Annotated in this window: 19 protein-coding genes and 1 pseudogene; 7 read left to right on the top strand and 13 right to left on the bottom strand. The window is 47.3% G+C overall.

The features are described 5' to 3' along the window. Positions 1 to 126: 126 nt before the first annotated feature. Positions 127 to 1,407, bottom strand: coding sequence for a Y-family DNA polymerase (locus D0907_RS20290; RefSeq protein ID WP_118845455.1), 1,281 nt, complete (start codon positions 1,405 to 1,407; stop codon positions 127 to 129). 2 nt (positions 1,408 to 1,409) lie between these two features. Further along, complete coding sequence (locus D0907_RS20285; RefSeq protein ID WP_118845453.1) at positions 1,410 to 1,832, bottom strand: LexA family protein; 423 nt, start codon at positions 1,830 to 1,832, stop codon at positions 1,410 to 1,412. A gap of 193 nt (positions 1,833 to 2,025) precedes the next feature. Here D0907_RS20285 and D0907_RS20280 point away from each other — a divergent pair, with 193 nt between their 5' ends. After that, complete coding sequence (locus D0907_RS20280) at positions 2,026 to 2,328, top strand: hypothetical protein (protein ID WP_118845451.1); 303 nt, start codon at positions 2,026 to 2,028, stop codon at positions 2,326 to 2,328. A gap of 593 nt (positions 2,329 to 2,921) precedes the next feature. On the opposite strand, the gene D0907_RS20275 is transcribed toward D0907_RS20280, so the two are convergent. Continuing rightward, positions 2,922 to 4,268 carry a pentapeptide repeat-containing protein gene (locus tag D0907_RS20275; RefSeq protein ID WP_118845449.1) on the bottom strand — a complete coding sequence of 449 codons (1,347 nt, stop codon included), beginning with the start codon at positions 4,266 to 4,268 and terminating at the stop codon, positions 2,922 to 2,924. Positions 4,269 to 4,420: 152 nt separating this feature from the next. On the opposite strand from D0907_RS20275, the gene D0907_RS20270 reads away from it, so the two are divergent. Further along, positions 4,421 to 6,091, top strand: a complete 1,671-nt coding sequence (locus tag D0907_RS20270; RefSeq protein WP_118845446.1) for a class I SAM-dependent methyltransferase — start codon at positions 4,421 to 4,423, stop codon at positions 6,089 to 6,091. A 134-nt stretch (positions 6,092 to 6,225) separates the two neighbouring features. Here D0907_RS20270 and D0907_RS20265 read toward each other — a convergent pair whose 3' ends face one another. From D0907_RS20265 to D0907_RS20240, 5 genes are all read right to left on the bottom strand, one after another. Next, positions 6,226 to 6,795 (bottom strand): hypothetical protein, encoded by a 570-nt coding sequence (locus D0907_RS20265; protein WP_118845443.1) that lies wholly within the window; start codon positions 6,793 to 6,795, stop codon positions 6,226 to 6,228. Between the two features lie 22 nt (positions 6,796 to 6,817). After that, a complete protein-coding gene (locus D0907_RS20260) occupies positions 6,818 to 7,288 on the bottom strand; it encodes a GIY-YIG nuclease family protein (protein ID WP_118845441.1) in 471 nt (156 codons plus the stop codon). Positions 7,289 to 7,301: 13 nt separating this feature from the next. Then, a complete protein-coding gene (locus tag D0907_RS20255) occupies positions 7,302 to 7,496 on the bottom strand; it encodes a hypothetical protein (protein WP_118845438.1) in 195 nt (64 codons plus the stop codon). Positions 7,497 to 7,609: 113 nt separating this feature from the next. Next, the gene (locus D0907_RS20245; protein ID WP_000610830.1) at positions 7,610 to 8,887 is read right to left on the bottom strand and encodes an ISL3 family transposase; all 1,278 of its coding nucleotides are present in this window, start codon (positions 8,885 to 8,887) and stop codon (positions 7,610 to 7,612) included. A 12-nt stretch (positions 8,888 to 8,899) separates the two neighbouring features. Continuing rightward, positions 8,900 to 9,934 (bottom strand): permease, encoded by a 1,035-nt coding sequence (locus D0907_RS20240; RefSeq protein ID WP_000098298.1) that lies wholly within the window; start codon positions 9,932 to 9,934, stop codon positions 8,900 to 8,902. A 111-nt stretch (positions 9,935 to 10,045) separates the two neighbouring features. Between D0907_RS20240 and D0907_RS20235 the strand changes: the two genes are divergently transcribed. Further along, positions 10,046 to 10,360 carry an ArsR/SmtB family transcription factor gene (locus D0907_RS20235; protein WP_008294929.1) on the top strand — a complete coding sequence of 105 codons (315 nt, stop codon included), beginning with the start codon at positions 10,046 to 10,048 and terminating at the stop codon, positions 10,358 to 10,360. A 174-nt stretch (positions 10,361 to 10,534) separates the two neighbouring features. Here the strand turns inward: D0907_RS20235 and D0907_RS20230 are convergent. Next, positions 10,535 to 11,500, bottom strand: a pseudogene (locus tag D0907_RS20230) (acyl-CoA dehydrogenase family protein); the annotation flags it as partial. Between the two features lie 127 nt (positions 11,501 to 11,627). Here D0907_RS20230 and D0907_RS20225 point away from each other — a divergent pair. Together D0907_RS20225 and D0907_RS20220 are read left to right on the top strand one after the other, a co-directional pair. Further along, positions 11,628 to 12,257 carry a hypothetical protein gene (locus D0907_RS20225; protein ID WP_118845435.1) on the top strand — a complete coding sequence of 210 codons (630 nt, stop codon included), beginning with the start codon at positions 11,628 to 11,630 and terminating at the stop codon, positions 12,255 to 12,257. 38 nt (positions 12,258 to 12,295) lie between these two features. After that, positions 12,296 to 13,171 (top strand): hypothetical protein, encoded by an 876-nt coding sequence (locus tag D0907_RS20220; protein WP_162898085.1) that lies wholly within the window; start codon positions 12,296 to 12,298, stop codon positions 13,169 to 13,171. A gap of 4 nt (positions 13,172 to 13,175) precedes the next feature. Here the strand turns inward: D0907_RS20220 and D0907_RS20215 are convergent, their stop codons facing one another. From D0907_RS20215 to D0907_RS20205, 3 genes are all read right to left on the bottom strand, one after another. Next, the gene (locus tag D0907_RS20215) at positions 13,176 to 14,804 is read right to left on the bottom strand and encodes an acyl-CoA carboxylase subunit beta (protein WP_118845430.1); all 1,629 of its coding nucleotides are present in this window, start codon (positions 14,802 to 14,804) and stop codon (positions 13,176 to 13,178) included. A gap of 94 nt (positions 14,805 to 14,898) precedes the next feature. After that, positions 14,899 to 15,807, bottom strand: coding sequence for an SDR family oxidoreductase (locus tag D0907_RS20210; protein ID WP_226432463.1), 909 nt, complete (start codon positions 15,805 to 15,807; stop codon positions 14,899 to 14,901). Positions 15,808 to 15,914: 107 nt separating this feature from the next. Next, positions 15,915 to 16,544: a hypothetical protein gene (locus D0907_RS20205; RefSeq protein WP_118845425.1), complete on the bottom strand. Its 630-nt coding sequence runs from the start codon at positions 16,542 to 16,544 to the stop codon at positions 15,915 to 15,917. A 173-nt stretch (positions 16,545 to 16,717) separates the two neighbouring features. Between D0907_RS20205 and D0907_RS20200 the strand changes: the two genes are divergently transcribed. Beyond that, positions 16,718 to 17,404: an SDR family NAD(P)-dependent oxidoreductase gene (locus D0907_RS20200; RefSeq protein ID WP_118845422.1), complete on the top strand. Its 687-nt coding sequence runs from the start codon at positions 16,718 to 16,720 to the stop codon at positions 17,402 to 17,404. Between the two features lies 1 nt (position 17,405). Here D0907_RS20200 and D0907_RS20195 read toward each other — a convergent pair whose 3' ends face one another. Continuing rightward, positions 17,406 to 18,026: a TetR family transcriptional regulator gene (locus D0907_RS20195; protein WP_162898084.1), complete on the bottom strand. Its 621-nt coding sequence runs from the start codon at positions 18,024 to 18,026 to the stop codon at positions 17,406 to 17,408. A gap of 123 nt (positions 18,027 to 18,149) precedes the next feature. Here D0907_RS20195 and D0907_RS20190 point away from each other — a divergent pair, with 123 nt between their 5' ends. Then, positions 18,150 to 19,415: an efflux RND transporter periplasmic adaptor subunit gene (locus D0907_RS20190; protein ID WP_162898083.1), complete on the top strand. Its 1,266-nt coding sequence runs from the start codon at positions 18,150 to 18,152 to the stop codon at positions 19,413 to 19,415. Positions 19,416 to 19,417 lie beyond the last annotated feature (2 nt).

The raw sequence follows: 19,417 nt of genomic DNA, 5'->3' as shown, positions 1-19,417 counted from the left end.
TGCCCGATTTATCGCATAATTTTAAGCTATTCATGTTGGCTTTTAACATTACCATTCTTTCAATTGGGTTGGGTTATTTTATTTACTCTGGGGTTTATACCTTGGTAGGGTTCTTCTAAATAATCTTTATGCTTTCGCAATAGGTAAATCTGAAAGTTTTGTTGTATAACTCAAAGGTGCTAAATCATCTTTAGGCCGCCAAGACTGAGAGAACCCTTCACTTGCGAGCTTTATTGCACTACGTCCAAATTTTCTATTTATCTCATCAATGACCAACGTTTTTGAGCTAATATTCAGTGGTAAAGTCTCAGATAACAGTTCAAGTTGTTGCATATCATCGTGTAATGAAAGTTCTTCAAAAATAACGCCAGCTTTTTTGTATTTAAACCCCTTCTTATAAATAGCTTTTAATGCAAAGCTTGCATAAGACACCAGTGTTGATGTATCCGCGGTGGGGTAGGGTAGTTTAATTGATTGTGACTTATGATACTGCGGCTCTGCCTGTCTAAATGAATCTGTGTGGATGAATATTGTTATTGCCGATGTGTAAGATTTAAATCGACGAAGTTTAAACGCAGCCTTTGTTGCATGTGCTGTAACAGCTTCAGAAAGCTCCGTAAGCTCTATCACCGGTTTTCCCATACTCTGAGATACGCAAATTCTATCGCGAGAGTCGTTTACATCTTTCAATTCAACCGCAGATTTTCCTCGTAACTCTTCCACAGTACGGGCAAGAACAACTGTGAACGTCTTTTTGATCCAACTAATGTCGGCATTTTTAAGGTCATACCCCGTATAGATTCCAAATTTATTTAGCTTTTTAGTAGTTCTACTTCCAACCCCCCAAATATCCTCTACAGGAGTATGTTTGAGAGCCCAATCAATTTTGTATTGTGAATCTAATACAACCACACCATTGGTGTGTTCTTTCCACTCTTTCTTTTTGGCGCAGTGACTTCCAAGTTTCGCTAGTGTCATTGTCTGAGATATACCCAAGCCACAACTAATACCTAAGTTCCTCTTAAGTGTCCTCTGTATGGTGTGTGCGTAGTCTTTTATATCTTTTGTAAAGTTTATATCGATGCGCCCAAAGCATTCATCAACAGAGTATCGTATTGTATCGAATAGGAAGTACTCTAACTCGGTATGAAAACGGTTACTCAAATCACCAAACAGCGTGAAATTACTCCCCCACAAGTGACCACCATGCGCAGCCACCAGTTGTTTAACTTTAAATGCTGGCTCTCCCATTTTGATACCTAAATCTTTGATAGCTTGATTTCGAGCTACAACATTGCCCTGGTTAGAACTAAGAACGCCAAGAGGGGTTTTATCAAAGTCGTATTGGGGGTTAAAGAGTTGGCAAAACGAAACGTAAGCAGCATTGATGTCGCAAAGAACCCACATAATTAGAATATCTTGATTAAACCAGTGACAACGCCCCAGACTACATGAGTATCCCAGTCATTGTTTTCATCGATATCAATTTCAATTGGCTCGAAGTCGGGGTTTTTACTAATAAAAACGGCTTTGTTGTTTTTTAATTGTAGTTCTTTCACAACAAATTCGTTGTCTAATGTAGCTAATACGATTCGTCCAGTTTTAATTGTTACTGACCTATCTACAACTATTATCGAGCCGTCAGTAATGTCAGGGGACATGCTGTTGCCTGACACCCTGAATAGGAATGTACTACTAGGGCGCTTAATTAGGAGCTCATCTAAACTGATTGAGTCGGATAGGTGATCTTCGCATGGATTGGGGAAACCTGCAGCAACTGAAAAGTCTGCAATAGGTAGTTCTGTGCTTGAAGGGGTAAGTTTGCTAAGCATAATTACAAATTACTGTATAAATAAACAGTAATTTTAGATGTGAATATTCCACATTACAACCAAGAAGTTTCTTTTCGGCTCGCGGTCTATGTGATTTCATCAATTATTAGTTAAATTTAAATCTTTTTCCCAGAATCGGGCGCGATTTAACGCATATGATAGCTTTGGCAAAAATATATGAGCTGGAGTAACTATGGATTTATGTTCAATTTCTTCGGAAGACGGTGATAAAGCCGTTTTCTTCAATGGGGTTTTGATTGCATACTATAATGCAGCAACTGATGAGCCAAACGTGTTATCTTTTGTTGAAAGTGTTGCTGATAATTTGAGTAGCGCTTCTGGTGCCAATATTAAAAAGGCGAAAATAGACAAAGCTCCTGACTTTGTTCATTGGGAGCAGAGCAAACAAGTAGAGAATATACTTTGGCCTAATAAAACAGCTAAACCTCCTATTTCTGATCTTTTCTCTCCAATCGAGCTGAGTTCTCAACCATAAATATTCATAACTGTTTATCGCTTGACCGCTAAATTTTGCCTTCGCAGGTGCGGTCAAGCCCCCCTTTTATCTAAAAGATAGAGAGTGCTTAATCTCGCGTAAAGCGGGTATGTTTTACTTCTGAATAATATATGTTATAATGTAACAATATAGTGAATAAAATATGGAGGATATACAAAGTAACTGCTGAGCTACAGTTCAATCTAGTTCGTTCTCAACTGCCCACATTAGAAAGCGTCAAAGTTTACTTCTAAATACTTTACTTTTTAACATTTCAGGGGCGTCAATAATAAACCTGCTCGCACTCATCCTTACTAGGTCAACTGGCCTCGGTGGGTTTTTGTGTGTGCAAAAAATAACAAAGAGGAAAACAATAATGTTAAAAAATAAAACATCTCAATTCTGGATCAATTTATTCGTGGCTATATTTTGGCCCTTAATAACACCTTACTTGCATCCGCATCTAGCTACCTTACCTGAAGTGCTAGGGGCTATATTAGTCGTTAGCTTTGATATTTGTATTGGATACCTTTCCTTTTGGATAGAAGTGCTAGAATTCCTTCGCCAATTAATCATCTAACACTTTAACCAACTTAAATTCTGAAGCGATTTCTTAAGCCAAGCCCAATTAAGAATATAAAAACAAATGAAGCGCTGGCATGAGCATAGCTCCAGAGGTAATAATTCCTAGGTATATCAGTTTTAAATAACTGTCCCATCCCAAATTGTCTAGCATCTTTGGAAACGGAAATAAAAGGTGTCATTGTGGCTATTGAAGTCGTAGCCGCGGGTGAAAGTGCTTCTCTCATCTCTAGTTCAGATTTACCAGCTAGGTATGAACTAAACAGCATGAATGATAAGAACAACCACAGCAAAGGTCGCATAATGCTTTGGCCATAATTACTTGTTGCTGAGTAGAGTAAATCCAATATTGATTGCGCTGTATTTAGCTTTGTCCATCTTTTCGCTCTCATTTCATCAGCGTGGAACATTAAAGCTTTATCGTGGTTCTTGTTTTGCTCAGCGAGCTCTTTAAGCCTGCAGAGCTTTTCAGCGTCAAGTTTATCAACAACTTTAAGAATAGGGGTGAATGGAATTGCCTTTTCTCTTATTAGATTGCACTTTAGATCACTCAGTTCAGTGTGGTGGTTTAGTTTTGTGCCTCTTAAATCAGGTATACAGTTAAAGTTACCATCAATGATAAAGTCTTTGTCGAACGTACTTCCTTTGAATGAAAGCTTTTGTATTTGGTCTGTTATTGCACCTTCGAAACTAAATGTAGATGTTGACTTAATTTCCTTAAAATCAACAAAAATACAGTCAAATGTTGCCGCCAAAAAGTGTGTGCCGCCTTTAAATTCAGCATGAGAAAAGTTTGTTGTTATATTGAATGCTGCCTCAGTGAAATAAGCCATGCATTCAAATGTGGCTGAGTTAAAATGAGTGTTTGAAGCGAAGTGTGTAGCAGCAAAAGCAACAGTGCGGCTAAATATAGCATTTGAGAAATTGGCATATGAGTTAAAAATGGTATTGGTAAAACTTGCTTCACCACCAAATTTAGCCCCAGTAAATTTGGCTTCACCTTCGAATCTTGCGTCATCAAAGTGGGTCGGTGAGGGGAAGTTTGCTCCTGTGAAATCTGCACCGCCATTAAAAATATAGCCTTCAAAAGATATAGTTTTTAAATATCGATGATGTTTACCGTAAATAGCGAGATCTTCATCTGGTGCAACACTTGCCAGTGAGTCTGGGGTGAAATTTACATGATTGAAGTCAACGTAAGTATCCGGGTGGTTCTTCATCCATAAGTTCCACTCATCCTTACCTTTTAACCAGAGCTCTACACTCTTCTCCCGGCTAAGAGTAAATTTAAGCTTCGAAGATGATTTTTCTGTTATTGGTTGGTGTAGTCCATCATTTTTAAAGGCATCTGACTTCATTTAAGGCCGTCCTTAGTTCACCTGCAACATTATTTAAATTCATTGTGTAAGCATTACATTAAGCAGTCAAGGTTGTTAAGTTTTTGATTCAAGCACGTTTTTATTTCCCTATTAATCTGTTTAGCAATTCAATTAATAAAGAGGTTTTAAGAATGGGTCATCATACTGGGCAGTTAATTCAAACTATCAAGCAATTCAACCAAGATTTTGAGTGGTACCCAACCACAGATGAGCAGCTGGATTTGATTAAGTCGGACTTTAAAGCAATAAAGGGAATAGGTGAGCGTCCGAGTTTATTAGATGTAGGTGCAGGAAACGGCAAGGCGTTAAAGTTTTTAACGGAAGGAAAACGTTATGCGATTGAAAAATCTGTTCCGCTATTGAGTTCGCTTGATAAAGATATCTTTGTAGTGGGTACTGATTTTAAAGAGCAAACATTAATAGACAAGCGTACTGATATTGTATTTTGTAACCCTCCGTATTCAGAGTTCTCATACTTTGCCCAGCGCATTATTGAAGAAGCAAACGCTAAGTATATTTATCTCATTCTCCCTTCTCGGTGGGTAAATGATGTTGCAATACAGCAGTGCATTAAAATGCGTGATGCTGAATGCGAAGTGCTAGGCGAATATGACTATCTAAATGCTGATCGTAAAGCACGTGCAGTTGTGAATGTTATACGTATTAGCCTGATTGATAAAAGATACTCTCGCTACGGAAGTGACGCACAAAAAATTGACCCTTTTAGCCTCTGGTTCAAAAAGAATTTTGCCATCTTTGAAGAGAGTGAAAATTCATCTCATACGGATACATTAAAAAATAGGCACAACAAAAACGCTGGTGGTTTTGATAGTCGTTTACAAAATGCCATGGTGCCAGGTGTTGATTTGGTCGCTGCATTACAATCGATGTATGACACTGATTTAAGCTCATTGGTGCAAACGTATAAAAAACTAGAAGAAATAGACACGGTTGTTTTAAAGGAGCTCGATGTTAGTTTTGATGGTGTGAAAGAAGCGCTGAAATTAAAAATAGGAAGTTTAAAAGATAAATATTGGCGAGAGCTATTTTCTAATTTTGATAAAATTACAGATAGGCTTACAGCTAGTTCTCGCGAAAAACTGTTGAAGGTTCTGTTTGAACATACTCACGTTGATTTTAATAAATCGAATGCGTATGCGTTAGTGCAGTGGATGTGCAAGAACGCAAACTTGTACTTTGATGATCAGCTTGTTGAAACGGTAGAAAAAATGGTGAGTCAATCGAGTATCGTTCTTTATAAATCAAATGAAAAAACGTTTGGTAAAGAGCAGTGGCGTTATGTGTATCGCTCGCCAGAGGGTCTTGATAGGTTTGCTCTGGATTATCGCATAGTTGTAACAAGAGAAGGGGGCCGCACTGATGATTACGGGTCAACAAATGGGCTCTCTCGACGCGCAGAGGTCTTTTTAAATGATTTATGCACCATTGCTGGTAATTTAGGTTTTGACTCAACAGGGTGCGAACGAGCGCGTGATTTTGATTGGAATGACTCTGCTAAAAAGGTTTTCACTTATTATGATCATTCAGCAGAAAAGTACGTGACTCTTTTTGAATGTCGCGCTTATTACAATGGCAACTTGCATTTAAAGCTCAACCAAGCATTTTTGGCTAAGATGAATGTTCAATTTGGTAAATTAAAAGGCTGGGTGAAGTCACCAAAAGAAGCGGCTGAAGAAATGGGCGTTGATATTGAGATTGCAGAAATGAGCTTTGATGCTAACTTTAAGCTCACTTCTACTGGCGATGTACTGGCGCTCGGTGTTGACTATTCAATAAATTAAGTAAACTAAACCGGAATCATGTAATTGCACATAACACACTCTATAAGTTACTTAATAGAGTGTGTTATTAAAAAGGGTTAAATCCTTATTAGATTATTGTTGGATAGTGGTCTTAATGAACAATTGGCTATATTTCATTCTGCTTGGTCAGACTGTTCTTGGGGGTTACGAAGTTCCTTCTTTGCACGTTTCTTTCTGTAATGTGAGAAGCCAAATAAAAGACCATAAGAGACCAAAAATATAACTAAGTCTAAATAGATATCTGTTGCTTTATCCGAAGAAAATGGACAACAAAGTTCTGCATCTTTATAACTAGAATATAGGTAAAATAGTCGAAGTGTAGTTATTACAATAAATATGACTGGTATTGTAAAACCATAAGTCATCTTAGCTATTTCAGAGAATTTTGCACCACTCTTAATCCGATTGAACCCATCCCACCCTACATTTCCCCAAATGACACCCGCTAAAAGGTAACCTGTTTCAACGGAAGCCTTTAGACTATAAATTTCATTATATCCTTCAATATTAACAAGGGTAGAATAAGCACTCGATAAAACAAAAAAACCTATGACAAAGTGAAGAGTTAAGTATACCCGAGAAAAATATACACTAAGCCGTGAGGATTTATCCAAATCATACTCATCTGAGAAAACTTTATCTTTTATCTGAGCATAATGTTCATTGTTTTTTTCTTTAGTCATTACTTTCCTATATAGTTTTTATCTAAACTGGATTTACCACGATTTGCTTTATTAAATCTTCTAATTTTAAGCCTACCTTGCGCGGTGGAATGGAAAAAATTTCATTCCTTGTAACTAGAGTGTTTTCCCAAAAAGCCTCGAAAGTAGAGCTATAGCTAGTGCTATCACTTTTAAAAAGTTTTAAAGCCATAATGCTAGCCTCTTTCTTAGTGAAGTGTTGCCCCTTCATTTCCCCATGAAGCCACTTATATTGGCAGCGATATTCATCAAAATAACGATGAAGCAATAATTCATACTGAGCACTATCTAAAGCAAGCAAAAATTGAAACTCGTATGGTTTGTATGATTTACAATGTAGATGCTGATATACACGTTTTTTAAGGTTTGTAGTTACCTTGCCTATCTTCATTATTCTTTTGTTTTTAGATAAAAGCACATAAGTCCACCCCCGTTTGTAAACTTTTGCTTCTTCTAAATTCTGAATAACCTTCAAACTCTGAATTCCACTATTGTCTGTTTAATGGTTTGAAGTGAGTTGGTTCAGCCCCACCTTGGTTTAAGTGCCATTCAAGCTCATCTACATGAATGCCATATATTTGTTTCTCTGATAATGCTGCATCATCACTAATGCAATTATCAAACCGAACATCTACAAAGTCTAAATTAGGCTTTACGCCAGTATTTTCTTGCCAAATTGCCATGCAATACTCCCAGTTTACCTAATGCCTTTATATAAGCTTCAAATTAAATTAAAACGGGTATACGGATTTAATGGTTGATGGGGCACCTTTACCCCACCAACCTGATACCATTATCAGATGGTTGATAGATCGACTCCGTAGTTGAGTTCCTCTGCGAAGTCCGGCAGTCCGTAACCGATGGTTTTCTTGTAGAAAGGAGAGACCTTCGCAGTCGGTGCCTTCTTCTTGTGCTTCGTGGTGTAGAGCATTCGTGCCCGCATCACCTCGAAGGAGTAACCGCGCCCTTCACGGTTCTTGTCCTTGGCCAGTCGGTTGATGGACTCCGTGTAAGCGTTGGTGACGGGCATGTCCGTCTCGAAGTAGGTCATGGTCTCTTCGCGCCAGTTTCCCACTGCCCTGACCAGATCGCTCCAGACTTCCTTTTGGCCCTTCGGGATGGTGGCTATCCACTCGTCCAGGGCGGCTTCTGCCTGGAGCCGTGTGGTGGCGTCCCAGATGCCGTAGAAGCGCTCCTTGTGCTCGTAGGCGGCCAGCAGTTGCGGGAACGCGCCTGTCCAGGTCTCCATGATGAGGCGCTCCCGGTCTGAGACTTCGTGAGCGCGTTTCAGCAGGATTTTCCGGTCTCCCTTGAGAGTCCGGCTCTGGGACGGTTTCAGCTCCTTTCTGAGGCCCTTGCGCACTCTCTCTAGGGCATCGTTGGCCATGCGCACCACATGGAACTTATCGACCACGATACGGGCCTGGGGCAGCACAGCCTTGACCGCTGCCCGGTAGGGGTTCCACATGTCCATGCTGACGATCTCGACCTTCTGCCGGTCTTTCAGCTTCATCAGGTAGTTGGTCACCACGTCCTGGCGGCGGGTGGCCAGCAGGTCGAGCAGGGTTCGCTCCTCAATGTTGGTCAGAATGCAGCGGTAGCGCTTGTTCAGGTATAGCTCGTCAATGCCCAGGATGCGGGGCGTCTCGAAGCGGTGCCAGCGCCCCAGGAACTCGGCGCGGGCGTTGAAGATGTCGCGCACCGTCTTCTCGTCCAGGCCGGTCTGTGCCGCCACAAAGGTGTAGGGGTGGTTGAAGGATTCCTTCTCCACGTACTCATGCAGCCGCAGTGTCATACGGAATCCGTCCACCATCTCCGGTAGCTGGGGCCTGAATGTTGTCTTGCAGGCCCGGCAGGTGTATCGGCGGCGGACCACCCAGAGAGTGACCCGCTTGCCGTGGATGGGCAGATCACGATAGGGAACGTCACGCTTGCCGAACCGCACGAACTCACCCTGCACGCCGCACCCCTCGCAGGCTACTGGTGTAGGTGCTTCAAGCCGAAAATGTATGTCTTCATTCTGCTCATCAGAATCCACCAACTGGTACCCAGGAAGGCTTAACGAATTAATCATCTCCCGCCTTGATCAGAAAAACAGGTAGGTGGCGTAACCGGCAATCATCGCCATAGCAAAAATGACTGCTAAAAACGCCGCTAAAAGCTTCAGCGTGAACAAAGAGCGCAACAGAATGAGCTCAGTCAGGCTGGCTCCGGCACTGCCGATGATCAACGCTAGCACCGTCCCGGCACCCACGCCTTTGGCCATCAGAGCCGCTGCCAGAGGTATGACGGCTTCAGCGCGAATATACAACGGCACGCCGATGACAGCGGCAACTGGAATGGCAAAGGGATTATCTGGGCCTGCATACTGCTCCAATAAGTCAGTGGGCATGAAACCATAGATCACGCTGCCAATCGCAATACCGATGAGCAGGTAAGGCAACACATCGATAAAGTCCGACCAAGCTTCCCGCCACACACCACTGTACTTCCCTTCTTTCTTAACCGTGACAGTGGGTTGACTGTCACAGCATTCGCTAGACGTAGAGACTGTTGTCTTCCTATCAGCCCCGCAAGAAGCCGTCTTCGGAGTGGTGTCGCAGCTGTTGGTGCCGCAACTCGATGCGGTCGATGTAGCACTGCACGGGCTTGCTGATGAACTACATCCACTGCTCTCTTGTGTCGCCGTCCGGCGCACATAACGCTCGAAGCCAAGCGTGTGAAGCAGCCATCCGGCACCTACCGCGACCACCAAAGCGGCGAGCACATAGATAGCAGTAAGTGTCCATCCAAACGTGGCAACCAGCAGGCCGACGACGATAGGATTCAGCAACGGAGATGAGAAAAGAAACACCATCATCGGCCCAAAACCGGCCCGTGCCCGAATCAACCCTTTCAACATGGGGATAGTCGAGCAACTACAGAAGGGCGTTATAGCTCCTAAACCAGCAGCAAGAAAATAGCCTCGCTTCCCACTGGAAGTCAGTAACGCTTCCACCTTGGATGGTGGGATGTGACGTTGAAGAACTCCGACCAGCAAGCTAATGCCAATGAATAAAACCGATAGCTCGATAGCGAGAAAGGCGAACATGCCTAGAGCGTCTTGGAGTTGAGATGACATTCAATATTACTCCTATATTTCTAGTATTGTCGAAATGATGTACGCAGCCTACTTGCGTTTATCCGACCTGTCAACTATAATTCTAGAAACATCGAATTATTGGGGCGTGCTATGGATCACGAAAAGGTTGCAGCCAGCTTAGCTGAGCTAGGGAATAGTCACCGACTGTCCGTGTTCCGCTTTCTGGTCAAAGCTGGCCATGATGGGGCTTCGGTCGGAGATATCCAGAAGGGGCTGGGTATTCCTGCTTCGACGCTATCACATCACCTTGCGCGCATGGCCAAGGTAGGGCTGATCCGGCAGGAGAAACATAGCCGCACGATTGTCTGTATATCCGAGTATGGGCACCTAGAGAATTTGATCGGTTTCTTACAAGAGGAATGTTGTGCAGGTGTCCGGATTGCGCATGAACCAGAACCGCTTTGACGCTTGCCCAGCTCTCGCTGTCCTCCCTAGTCAGCATCGCTATGAAGACTCAGGCGAAGGTGGAAACAGAAAATTGGCAGTAGAGTAGGCTGAAGAGGATCAATCAGATAATCCGCTGAGAAAGATTTTCTTCTTTACATCTTTGGCATTTTATCAACCAGAAATTCCGGATACCCTCAATTTGCACATGCTGGCCAGTTCCGTGACCTCGCCGCCAGCCACGTATTCTTCAGTGGCTTGCCACACCAAAGCACGCAGCGCTTCAATTTCTGTTTTCAATTCAGCCAGGGTGAAATGCACCACCTGTTGATCCAGCACCGTGCTGCCAAACAGGTTGCGCTGGCGTGTGTAATTGATGGTTTCGTTCAGCACATGCATCATGCCTTCGATGCTGTTGGCCGCGCCCCACAGGCGTTCCTCTTGAAACTGGATCATCTGGTACATGAAGCCTGCGCCTTCCATGCCAATCAAATTGCGCTGAGGCACGCGCACATTGTCAAAGTGGATCAGGCCGGTGTCGGAAGCCCACATGCCGATTTTGTGAATCTTCTTTTCGATCGTGATGCCAGGGGTTTTCATCGGCACGATGATCAGCGATTTGTTCTGGTGGGGTTTGCCTTCGCTGGTGTTGGCCAGCAGGCAGATCCAGTCGGCTTGCAGACTGTTGGTAATCCACATTTTGCTGCCGTTGATGACATAGTCGCTTCCGTCTTTTCTGGCGGTGGTTTTGACACCTGCAACATCTGACCCAGCACCAGGTTCAGACACGCCGATACAGGCCACCATGTCGCCTGCTACCGCAGGTGCCAGAAATTCACGGCGCAGTTCGTCGCTGCCGAACCGCGCCAAAGCGGGTGTAGCCATATCGGTCTGAACGCCGATTGCCATGGGTACGCCCCCACAATGGATTTTTCCCAAAGCCTGCGCCGCAACGACGGAATAGCTGTAGTCCAAACCCATGCCGCCAAACTCTTCCGGTTTGGTCAGGCCCAATAGACCCAAGTCACCCATCTTCTTGAATAGCGCGTGGGCAGGGAACATTTGCTCCTTTTCCCAGGTGGCCACATGTGGGTTGATTTCATTTTCTACAAAACGCTCGATTGTGCGTTGCAGTTCTTTGTGCTCTTGGGTCAGTCTCACTCAACTCTCCTGAAAACAAATCAAACGTTTGTTCGAAATAATAGCATCAGCTTTTGAAAATCGGAACTTTTAAATGCAATGAATTAACTCAACTTGACAGTCAATTTGATTTTGGAGTGTGACCCCCATGCCAGACCAGATTCGTTCAGCACAGCCTGAAGCCAGCCATGTTGACCCAGGCAGGCTGCATAAAATTGCGTCTGTAGCCAAAGCGGGTTTGAGTAAGTGCGCAGTGACCGTGAAGAACCTGGCGAGTCAGTTGAAGTCGACGGTGTCCGGTAACTTTTCCAAAGTGGTTGCATGTTTCGGGCAAGCGCCTTCAACTGTGCAGACTAGACAAAATGCCATTCCAGGCATATTGAAAAATCTGAAGCCCAGTCCGGTCGATCAAACCATGGTGTTGAAAAAACTGGATTCCACTGCGCCGAATGCTGTTACGAAGCAATTGGAAGCCTTGAGGAGCATGGAGTCGGTCGAGCGCTTGAAATCCGTTGTGAGTCGATCAATTTGCTCTGAAAGTGGCAAGGTGAACCTGAGTTTCATTGAGCATTTTTGCGGACTGCGTAACGATGCAGCCAAAGCGAGTCCAAATTTTCGTCCCTCGCCTTCAGAAGGAAAAACCGAGTTTTTGGCGCCTTTCAAAGACTTTTCCGTCGATATTCTGGCCAATGAAATTGAGTTGCTTGACAGCATTGTCAGCGATTGCGAGCGAAGTGATGTGGCAAAAGTGCAAGTGATCGCACTCGCGCGGCGATGAGAACCGTCTCTGACATTCTGAAGAATAGCGCGAATTTGATGTCGAAGATCAGCAGACATGAACTGCTGGTGAATCAGGCAGGTACGCCCAGGGCAGTGTCGAATGCCGCGAAAGAATGTCTTGCAGCTGTTGAGCAACTGCCGCCTAGCGGCAAAATCCTAATACCACTGACTTTTTATTCTCTCGGTAGTGGCGTATCAAAAAGTGCGGGCCATGCCACCTACATGGTGGTTGAGAAGAACTGGGACGACACCGTGAATTTGCACATGGTAAACCGGGGTGCGGGAAGCGGGTCGCACCCGCAACAGTTTGGCCAGCGTTTGAAGCCGGGCCAGCGACCAAAAATTGAATCAGCAGTATCCAAATGGAATTTGCCTATAGGGCAGAAAAAAGGATTTAGTCATAATTTTTTGTGCAAAACGTTGATGTACACACTCGACGCAGCCACAACGCACAATGGATGCGCAGTCGCAACAACTCGTGTTGATCCAAATCGACAGATGCGAGCGAACATCGAGCAGTTTTATCACGAGTTTGGACAACGTGTTGGTTGTAGGCCGGGCCCTACTGACCATCAGCCGATTTACCAGCGGTCCCAGAAAGACGGCAATTGCGGTTACTCGAATCTGAAAGCATCGATTCGTTATTTGCTGAACGATCAAAAAATGTACAACCAGATTGATTTGATAAAAACAGAAAAGGTTGCAAAACTGACGCTGGGTTATATGAAGGAGAATCTCCTGCATAACCTTAATGGGGATACTGCGGTATTGAAACGCTTTAGTTTTAATGCTGAAAATGCGGTTCAAAAGCTGACTGAGAAATTTGAAAAGGCGGAGCTGCGGACCAAAATGGACAGTGGGGCAGCTCTGCCATTGAAGTTACCGCCTCACTTGCAAAACGTGACAAATTAAGCCGTTATGGCCGCGCCACCCCAAACTGCATGGTTTGCACGCTACGTTCTTGTTGAAGGCAGGCAGTTAGCGCAAGCGCCAAAACCTGCCGGGTGTCGCGCGGGTCGATTACACCGTCGTCCAGCAACAAGCCGCTGGTGTAGAACGCGCTGGTTTGCGACTCGAATGTGTCAACAATTTGTTTCTTCATGTTTTCCAGCATGAACTCGGGCACTTCCATGCCTTTGCGGGCTGCGCTGGCCTGCATCACGGTGGCCATAGTGCCGGCAGCTTGTTCGGCACCCATCACCGCAGTTTTGCTGTTGGGCCAGGCGAATACAAAGCGGGGGCCAAATGCGCGACCACACATGCCATAGTTGCCAGCGCCAAAGCTGGCACCGCACAACACTGTGATTTGCGGGACGGTGGCGTTGCTGACGGCCTGTATCATTTTTGAGCCGTGCTTGATGATGCCGCCCTGCTCGGCCTCTTTGCCGACCATGTAGCCGGTCGTGTTTTGCAGATAGATGATCGGTGTTTTGGTCTGGCAGCAGCTTTGTATGAAGTGGGTGGCCTTGGTTGCACCCGCTGTGTCGATCGGCCCCAGATTGCTGATAATGCCAATGCTGACACCCATCAGTTTTGCATAGCCACACAGTGTGGCTGAGCCGTAACCCGCCTTGAATTCAAGGAAATCCGAGTCATCGACGATGCGGGCGATTACCTCGCGCATGTTCACCGGGGTTTTGATGTCGGCAGGCATCACCCCCAGCAATTCTTCCGAGGGGTAGCGAGGTGCAGGCGCGTTTTCGTTCATCGCAGGCAACACACTGCGGTTGCTGTTGTTCCAGTCGATTTTAGCCATCACTTCACGGGCCAGTGCAATGGCATGCCGGTCATCATCGGCGATGTAATCGCCCAGCCCGGAAATTGAGCAGTGCATGTCGGCACCACCCAGTTCTTCATCGGTTGCAATTTCACCCGTGGCGGCTTTCAACAAGGGTGGACCGGCGAGAAACGCGCGGGCCCGTTCGCGAACCATGATCACCACGTCGCTCAAACCTGGAATATAAGCCCCGCCTGCGGTGGATGAGCCGTGGAGCACATTGACCACGGGCAAACCAGCAGCGCTAAGCTTGGCAAGGCGGTAGAAGTTGCCACCGCCCAGTATGAAGTGTTCGACTTTGTACTTCAGAAGGTTTGCGCCCGCTGATTCGCCCAGATTGATGAAGGGCAGTTTGTTTTCAAGCGCGATGTCTTGCGCGCGTTGCATTTTCTCGATGCCCATGGCTTGGAGTGCTCCGGCTTCAATGCCGGAGTCGCTGGCCACCACCATGCACAAGGTGTTTGATACATAACCCAAACCGGCAATAATGCCGCCGCCCGGAATGCTTTTGTCAGCCTTCTGCCCGTCTTGCATGTAACCAGCCAGCGTGCTGAGTTCAAGGAAGGGGGAGCCTGCATCGAGGAGCAGGGCTACACGGTCGCGGGGCAAAAGTTGGCCGCGCTTGGCAAATGAAGGTGCTGCTTTGGCCGATGCGTCGCGTGTGCGCTTTTCCAGTGCCCTTAGCTCATTCAGGGCCGCTTCCATATTGGCTTTGTTCAGTTCAAATTCACTGGAAGTGGCGGCTACAGCGCTTTCTAGAATAGGCATTGTGTGGGCTTTAAATGTCGGTTAAAAAATCAAACGTTTGTTTGATTTTGAACGCGAGGCTTGATCAAGTCAAGCCGCGTGCCTGCTTGAGTTCTTATTTACTTTTTGCAGCCGCACGTGCAGCATCGCGGCGTTGAATGACTTCCGGTACGCCGCCCAGATGAAAGCTGTTAAACGCCGGATTGGCTTTGCCTGTGCCGACTTGCCAGATGCGGCGCGCATTGGGCGCTGCACCGTCGATTCGAATACAGGATCCTGAAATGAATGAGGCAGCAGGGCTGCACAGGAATACCAGAGCACCAGACACCTCTGCTTCCAAACCCAGTCGTTGCAGGGGTATGGTTTTGTCCAGTTGCATGATGGTTTGCTTCATGGGTTCGGGGTAAGTGTCCATGCCGCTTGATGCGATGAAGCCGGGAGCTACCGCGTTCACTCGCACGGGTGCCCATTCATTGGATGCCGTTTCCGAAAAGTTCAGCATGCCCGCGCGTGCGGCGCCGGAGTGGCCCATGCCCGGCATGCCATTCCACATGTCGGCGATGATGTTGGTAATGGACATGTCTGCCTCGCCCAAATGCAACATCATGTATTGGTTGAATACTTCACGGGCCATCAGAAAGCCGCCGGTGAGGTTGTTGCGCACCACGGTCTCGAAGCCTTTGCCGCTGATCATGTTCAAAGGGGAAGGAAACTGGCCACCCGCATTGTTAATGAGGTGGTTGATTTTGCCGTGTGCGGCCAGCACATCGGCCACGGTTTCCCTGACTCGGTCTTCTTCGCGAATGTCGCAGCTGTGCAGTGAAATTTTGACGGAACAGGTTTGCTCGATCTCCGCTTTGACGGTTTCGAGTTTTTCCATTTTGCGACCGACCAGTGCAAGGTCGGCACCCAGGCTGGCCAGTTCATGTGCGGTGCAGCGACCAATGCCCGAGCCGCCGCCAGTGACCAGCACGGTTTGGCCTGCAAATAGATTTGGGCGGAAAACGGACTGAAAGCTGTTCAAGAGATTCACCTGTAAATTGTGCGTGCAAAGTTTATTCAAACGGTCGTTTGAATTTAAGCACGCTTTTTTGGGTCGTGCCCTTGCAAAACACAATTCACAGGAGATTTTTAGCGCACGCTGGCGTCGGCAAGTCGAACATTCTGTGGTTTTGCAAACAGCTGGGCGGCAAAAGCAATGGTGTGGGCCTGTAGTGCCTGAGAGCTGTCGTGTTCAGGGTCACGGTTGGAGAAGTCGGTTCGAATGGATTTCACGCGTTTGAAGACCACGTCGTAATACTCAGGGGCCACTTTTTGAACATAGGCCAAGCCGACCAAATCGGCCAGTGTCTCTTCGAAATGCATATTGTTCTTGAATTGAACACCCAAATGCTGCTGCAGCGCCTGCCTGGCGGCAACGCGTTTTCCCTTTTCCGACATCAGGCAGTGGGTCAGTTCGTGGGCAGAAGTGAATGCAAGGAATGCGGATTCTGAACCCTCGTGGCCAGTGTCGAGAAAATGCGACCACACGCGCTTTGCATCGGCATGCTGGTTCACATGCAACACACAGGCTTTGACTCCGCTGTTCGTCAGAAACGGTGACGGATTGTTCATGGTGCTTTTGCGTACATGGATCCGGCCGGTGTCGATGGAATACACTTGGGCGAACTGGTGGATTTCGGCCTCCATGGCCGCCGTGTCGGGCAGACTGGCCTGGGGGGTGAAGAGACTGACCAAACCAAAAAACAGACCGTTCCACATGACATGCTCCAACAATTTGCGGGTATGTCTTGTGAACGGCAGCTTGGTACCTGTTCAACATTGCACCAATGCGTTGCCCTTAAAGGGGGTATTCAAAGCGGGCGGGGGCATGAAACAGGTGGGCTCATGTCAGAATAGTCAAAAATTCAACTTCATGGCAGGAGATATTTCTTATGAACAGCAGTCCAGTGGCGATCATCACCGGTGCAGCGGGCAATCTGGGGCAGGCGGTGGCCGTGCATTTGGGTGGTTTGGGATATCGCCTGTTGTTGATCGATCTGAATCAACCAGATTGGGACGGCGAAACGGATGCGGTGTCGATTGGCAATGTAGACCTGACCCTGCCCGAGCATGCTCAGGAAGTGGTGAATCAGGCCTGGGAATATTTCGGCCAGATTGACGCAGTGGTCAATATCGCCGGTGGTTTTGCATGGGAACGGCAGGCAGAGAGCAGCCTGGACACCTGGAACGCCCAGTACGCCATGAATGTGCAAACCACAGTGAACATGTGCCAGGCCATATTGCCCCAGTTCCAGGACCAGCAAGGTGGCGTGATTGTGAACATTGGCGCGGCTGCGGCCGGCAAAGCGGTCGAGGGCATGGGTGCTTATGCGGCTGCCAAGTCGGGTGTGTTGCGTTTGACCGAGGCATTGGCGGCGGAAAACAAACATTTGGGAATTCGCGCCAACGCAGTGTTGCCCAGTATTCTGGACACACCAGCCAATCGGGCTGCCATGCCTGAGTCGGACCCCGCAGATTGGGTCACCCCTGAATCATTGGCGGGCGTCATTGCATTTTTGTTGTCAGATGCCGCCCGCGACATCAATGGTGCGGGCATTCCGGTCACGGGCAGGGTCTGAACTATTTGCGGTTGACCAGTCCGTGCAGGTAGTTGTCGATCGTGAATTCGGCCTGTTCCATCAGGTCGAACAATTCCGGGCTCAGCACGTAGTTCGCGAACAGGCCGTCAATCAGTGAATGAAGACCAATCGCCGCCCGTCGGGCATTGGTGCTGGCGGGTAATTCACCCTTGTCAATGGCCGCCTGGAAATCAGTTTCAATGGTCTGCAGGCAACCTTGAATCGTTTCGAGGTGCATGTCGCGGATGGGCAACATGTCATCAACCATCTCTGTTTTGTGCATCACGATGTCGAAAACCCGTTGAATCTGTGGGTTTTCCGCCAAGGTGCGAACCACATGCATGGATCGAATTCTGAGGTAGGCCAGGGGTTGCTGCTCGGGGTGCAGGTCGGGTGTGGCGATGAATTCATCCATTGGTAATATGACGCGCTGTAATATGGCGTCAAACAGGTCGGCCTTGTTCTTGAAATGCCAATAGATGGCGCCCCGTGTCAGATCGGCTGCCTTGGCTATATCGTTCAGCGTGGTTCGTGACACTCCTTTTTCTGAGAAAACGGTCTCTGCCGTGTCCAGAATCAGATTGCGTGTTTCCTGCGCTTCTTCCTTCGTTTTTCTTACCACAATTGTTGTCACCAAAATTTGAAAAAAATATTTACATACACTCGTGTATGTATGTATTATCTGACTTCTCGGTCAGTAAATCAACCCGAAAAATTCCCACAAGGATATAACAGGGCACATATCATGCACAGCAACTCATTGAATTCAAAGCAAACTCAAGCTTCCCCTTACAGTCGCGCATTTGCAGGAGCCACCCTTCTGCCTTCGCTGCTGGTGACCGTTTTGTCCAGCGTTTTGTTGCTGGGTTGTGGTCAGGGCGCAGACGCCCAAGCCCCCGGAGGTCCCGGTGCCGGTCAAGCCGCACCAGTTCCGGTGGTTGAAGTGAAAACAGAACAACTGGAATTAACCTACGAATACCCAGCCCAAATTGCGGGACTGCGCGAGGTTGAAATTCGCGCCCGTGTGGCCGGTATTATCGAACGCCGACTGTTCGAAGAAGGCGGTCGTGTGAAGAAAGGCCAATCTTTGTACAGCCTGGACAACGCACCGTACCAAACCGCGTTGGCCCGCGCTTTGGCTGATGAAAATGCCGCCAAGGTTCGTGCTGCGCAGGCTGAGCGTGATTACAAGCGCGTGATGCCACTTGCTGAGAGCAAGGCGGTTTCGCAGTCAGAGCTGGATGGTGCCCAATCCGCGTTTGAAGTCGCCAAAGCAGATTTGCAAGTGGCTAGTGCGGCTGTTCGCACTGCACGCCTGAACCTTGATTACGCCAAAGTTGAATCGCCGGTGAACGGATTTGCAAGCCGCTCCCTGTATTCAGAGGGCAGTTTTGTATCTGGCCCTTCCGAGTTGTTGACCACTGTCACCCAGATTGATCAGGTGTATGTGAACTTCGGTATTCCGGAAAAAGACCATGAGCAGTTGCGCAAAGGCGTGGCCAGCGGTGCCGTCTCAATGCCCGGGGGCGATTTGGTGGTCGAAGTACTGGGTGCCGACGGCAAGCCCATGGGTTTTAAAGCCAAGCTGGGCTTTCAGGATGTGCGCGTGAACCCGGCCACGGGAACAGTGGATGCCCGAGCCGTGCTGGTCAATGACAAAGAAGTGCTTAGCCCTGGGCAGTTTGTGCGGGTCCGCGTTAGCGGTGCGGTACAAAAGGATGCCGTGTTGTTGCCACAGCGCGCTGTTCTTGAAAATCCGGAAGGTGGCAAGGTCGTGATGACTGTCAGCCCCGAAAACACGGTGGCACCCCGACCTGTTCAGGTTGCGCAGTGGAAAGACGACCAATGGGTGGTGACTGACGGTTTGGTGGCAGGCGACAAAGTGATCACCGACGGATTCATGAAAGCGCCCCCGGGAACCCCAGTACAACCCGTGATCGCTGGTGCCAACAACCAGCCTGAAGCAGCAGCGCCGGCTAAAGCCGCGCCAGCCACTGAGCAGAAGCAATAAGG

Origin of the sequence: Pseudoalteromonas lipolytica (genome assembly GCF_003515105.1) — a bacterium.
Classification (GTDB): Bacteria; Pseudomonadota; Gammaproteobacteria; order Enterobacterales; family Alteromonadaceae; genus Pseudoalteromonas; species Pseudoalteromonas lipolytica.
This window is presented reverse-complemented; position numbering and strand designations above follow the sequence as displayed.

What these genes read in the sequence shown, in the direction of transcription:
- D0907_RS20200 (WP_118845422.1), top strand. Translation starts at nt 16,718, where the DNA reads ATGAACAGCAGTCCAGTGGCGATCATCACCGGTGCAGCGGGCAATCTG.
- D0907_RS20275 (WP_118845449.1), bottom strand. Translation starts at nt 4,268, where the DNA reads ATGAAGTCAGATGCCTTTAAAAATGATGGACTACACCAACCAATAACA.
- D0907_RS20255 (WP_118845438.1), bottom strand. Translation starts at nt 7,496, where the DNA reads ATGGCAATTTGGCAAGAAAATACTGGCGTAAAGCCTAATTTAGACTTT.
- D0907_RS20215 (WP_118845430.1), bottom strand. Translation starts at nt 14,804, where the DNA reads ATGCCTATTCTAGAAAGCGCTGTAGCCGCCACTTCCAGTGAATTTGAA.
- D0907_RS20265 (WP_118845443.1), bottom strand. Translation starts at nt 6,795, where the DNA reads ATGACTAAAGAAAAAAACAATGAACATTATGCTCAGATAAAAGATAAA.
- D0907_RS20240 (WP_000098298.1), bottom strand. Translation starts at nt 9,934, where the DNA reads ATGTCATCTCAACTCCAAGACGCTCTAGGCATGTTCGCCTTTCTCGCT.
- D0907_RS20220 (WP_162898085.1), top strand. Translation starts at nt 12,296, where the DNA reads ATGTCGAAGATCAGCAGACATGAACTGCTGGTGAATCAGGCAGGTACG.
- D0907_RS20285 (WP_118845453.1), bottom strand. Translation starts at nt 1,832, where the DNA reads ATGCTTAGCAAACTTACCCCTTCAAGCACAGAACTACCTATTGCAGAC.
- D0907_RS20190 (WP_162898083.1), top strand. Translation starts at nt 18,150, where the DNA reads ATGCACAGCAACTCATTGAATTCAAAGCAAACTCAAGCTTCCCCTTAC.
- D0907_RS20245 (WP_000610830.1), bottom strand. Translation starts at nt 8,887, where the DNA reads ATGATTAATTCGTTAAGCCTTCCTGGGTACCAGTTGGTGGATTCTGAT.
- D0907_RS20290 (WP_118845455.1), bottom strand. Translation starts at nt 1,407, where the DNA reads ATGTGGGTTCTTTGCGACATCAATGCTGCTTACGTTTCGTTTTGCCAA.
- D0907_RS20280 (WP_118845451.1), top strand. Translation starts at nt 2,026, where the DNA reads ATGGATTTATGTTCAATTTCTTCGGAAGACGGTGATAAAGCCGTTTTC.
- D0907_RS20225 (WP_118845435.1), top strand. Translation starts at nt 11,628, where the DNA reads ATGCCAGACCAGATTCGTTCAGCACAGCCTGAAGCCAGCCATGTTGAC.
- D0907_RS20235 (WP_008294929.1), top strand. Translation starts at nt 10,046, where the DNA reads ATGGATCACGAAAAGGTTGCAGCCAGCTTAGCTGAGCTAGGGAATAGT.
- D0907_RS20270 (WP_118845446.1), top strand. Translation starts at nt 4,421, where the DNA reads ATGGGTCATCATACTGGGCAGTTAATTCAAACTATCAAGCAATTCAAC.
- D0907_RS20205 (WP_118845425.1), bottom strand. Translation starts at nt 16,544, where the DNA reads ATGTGGAACGGTCTGTTTTTTGGTTTGGTCAGTCTCTTCACCCCCCAG.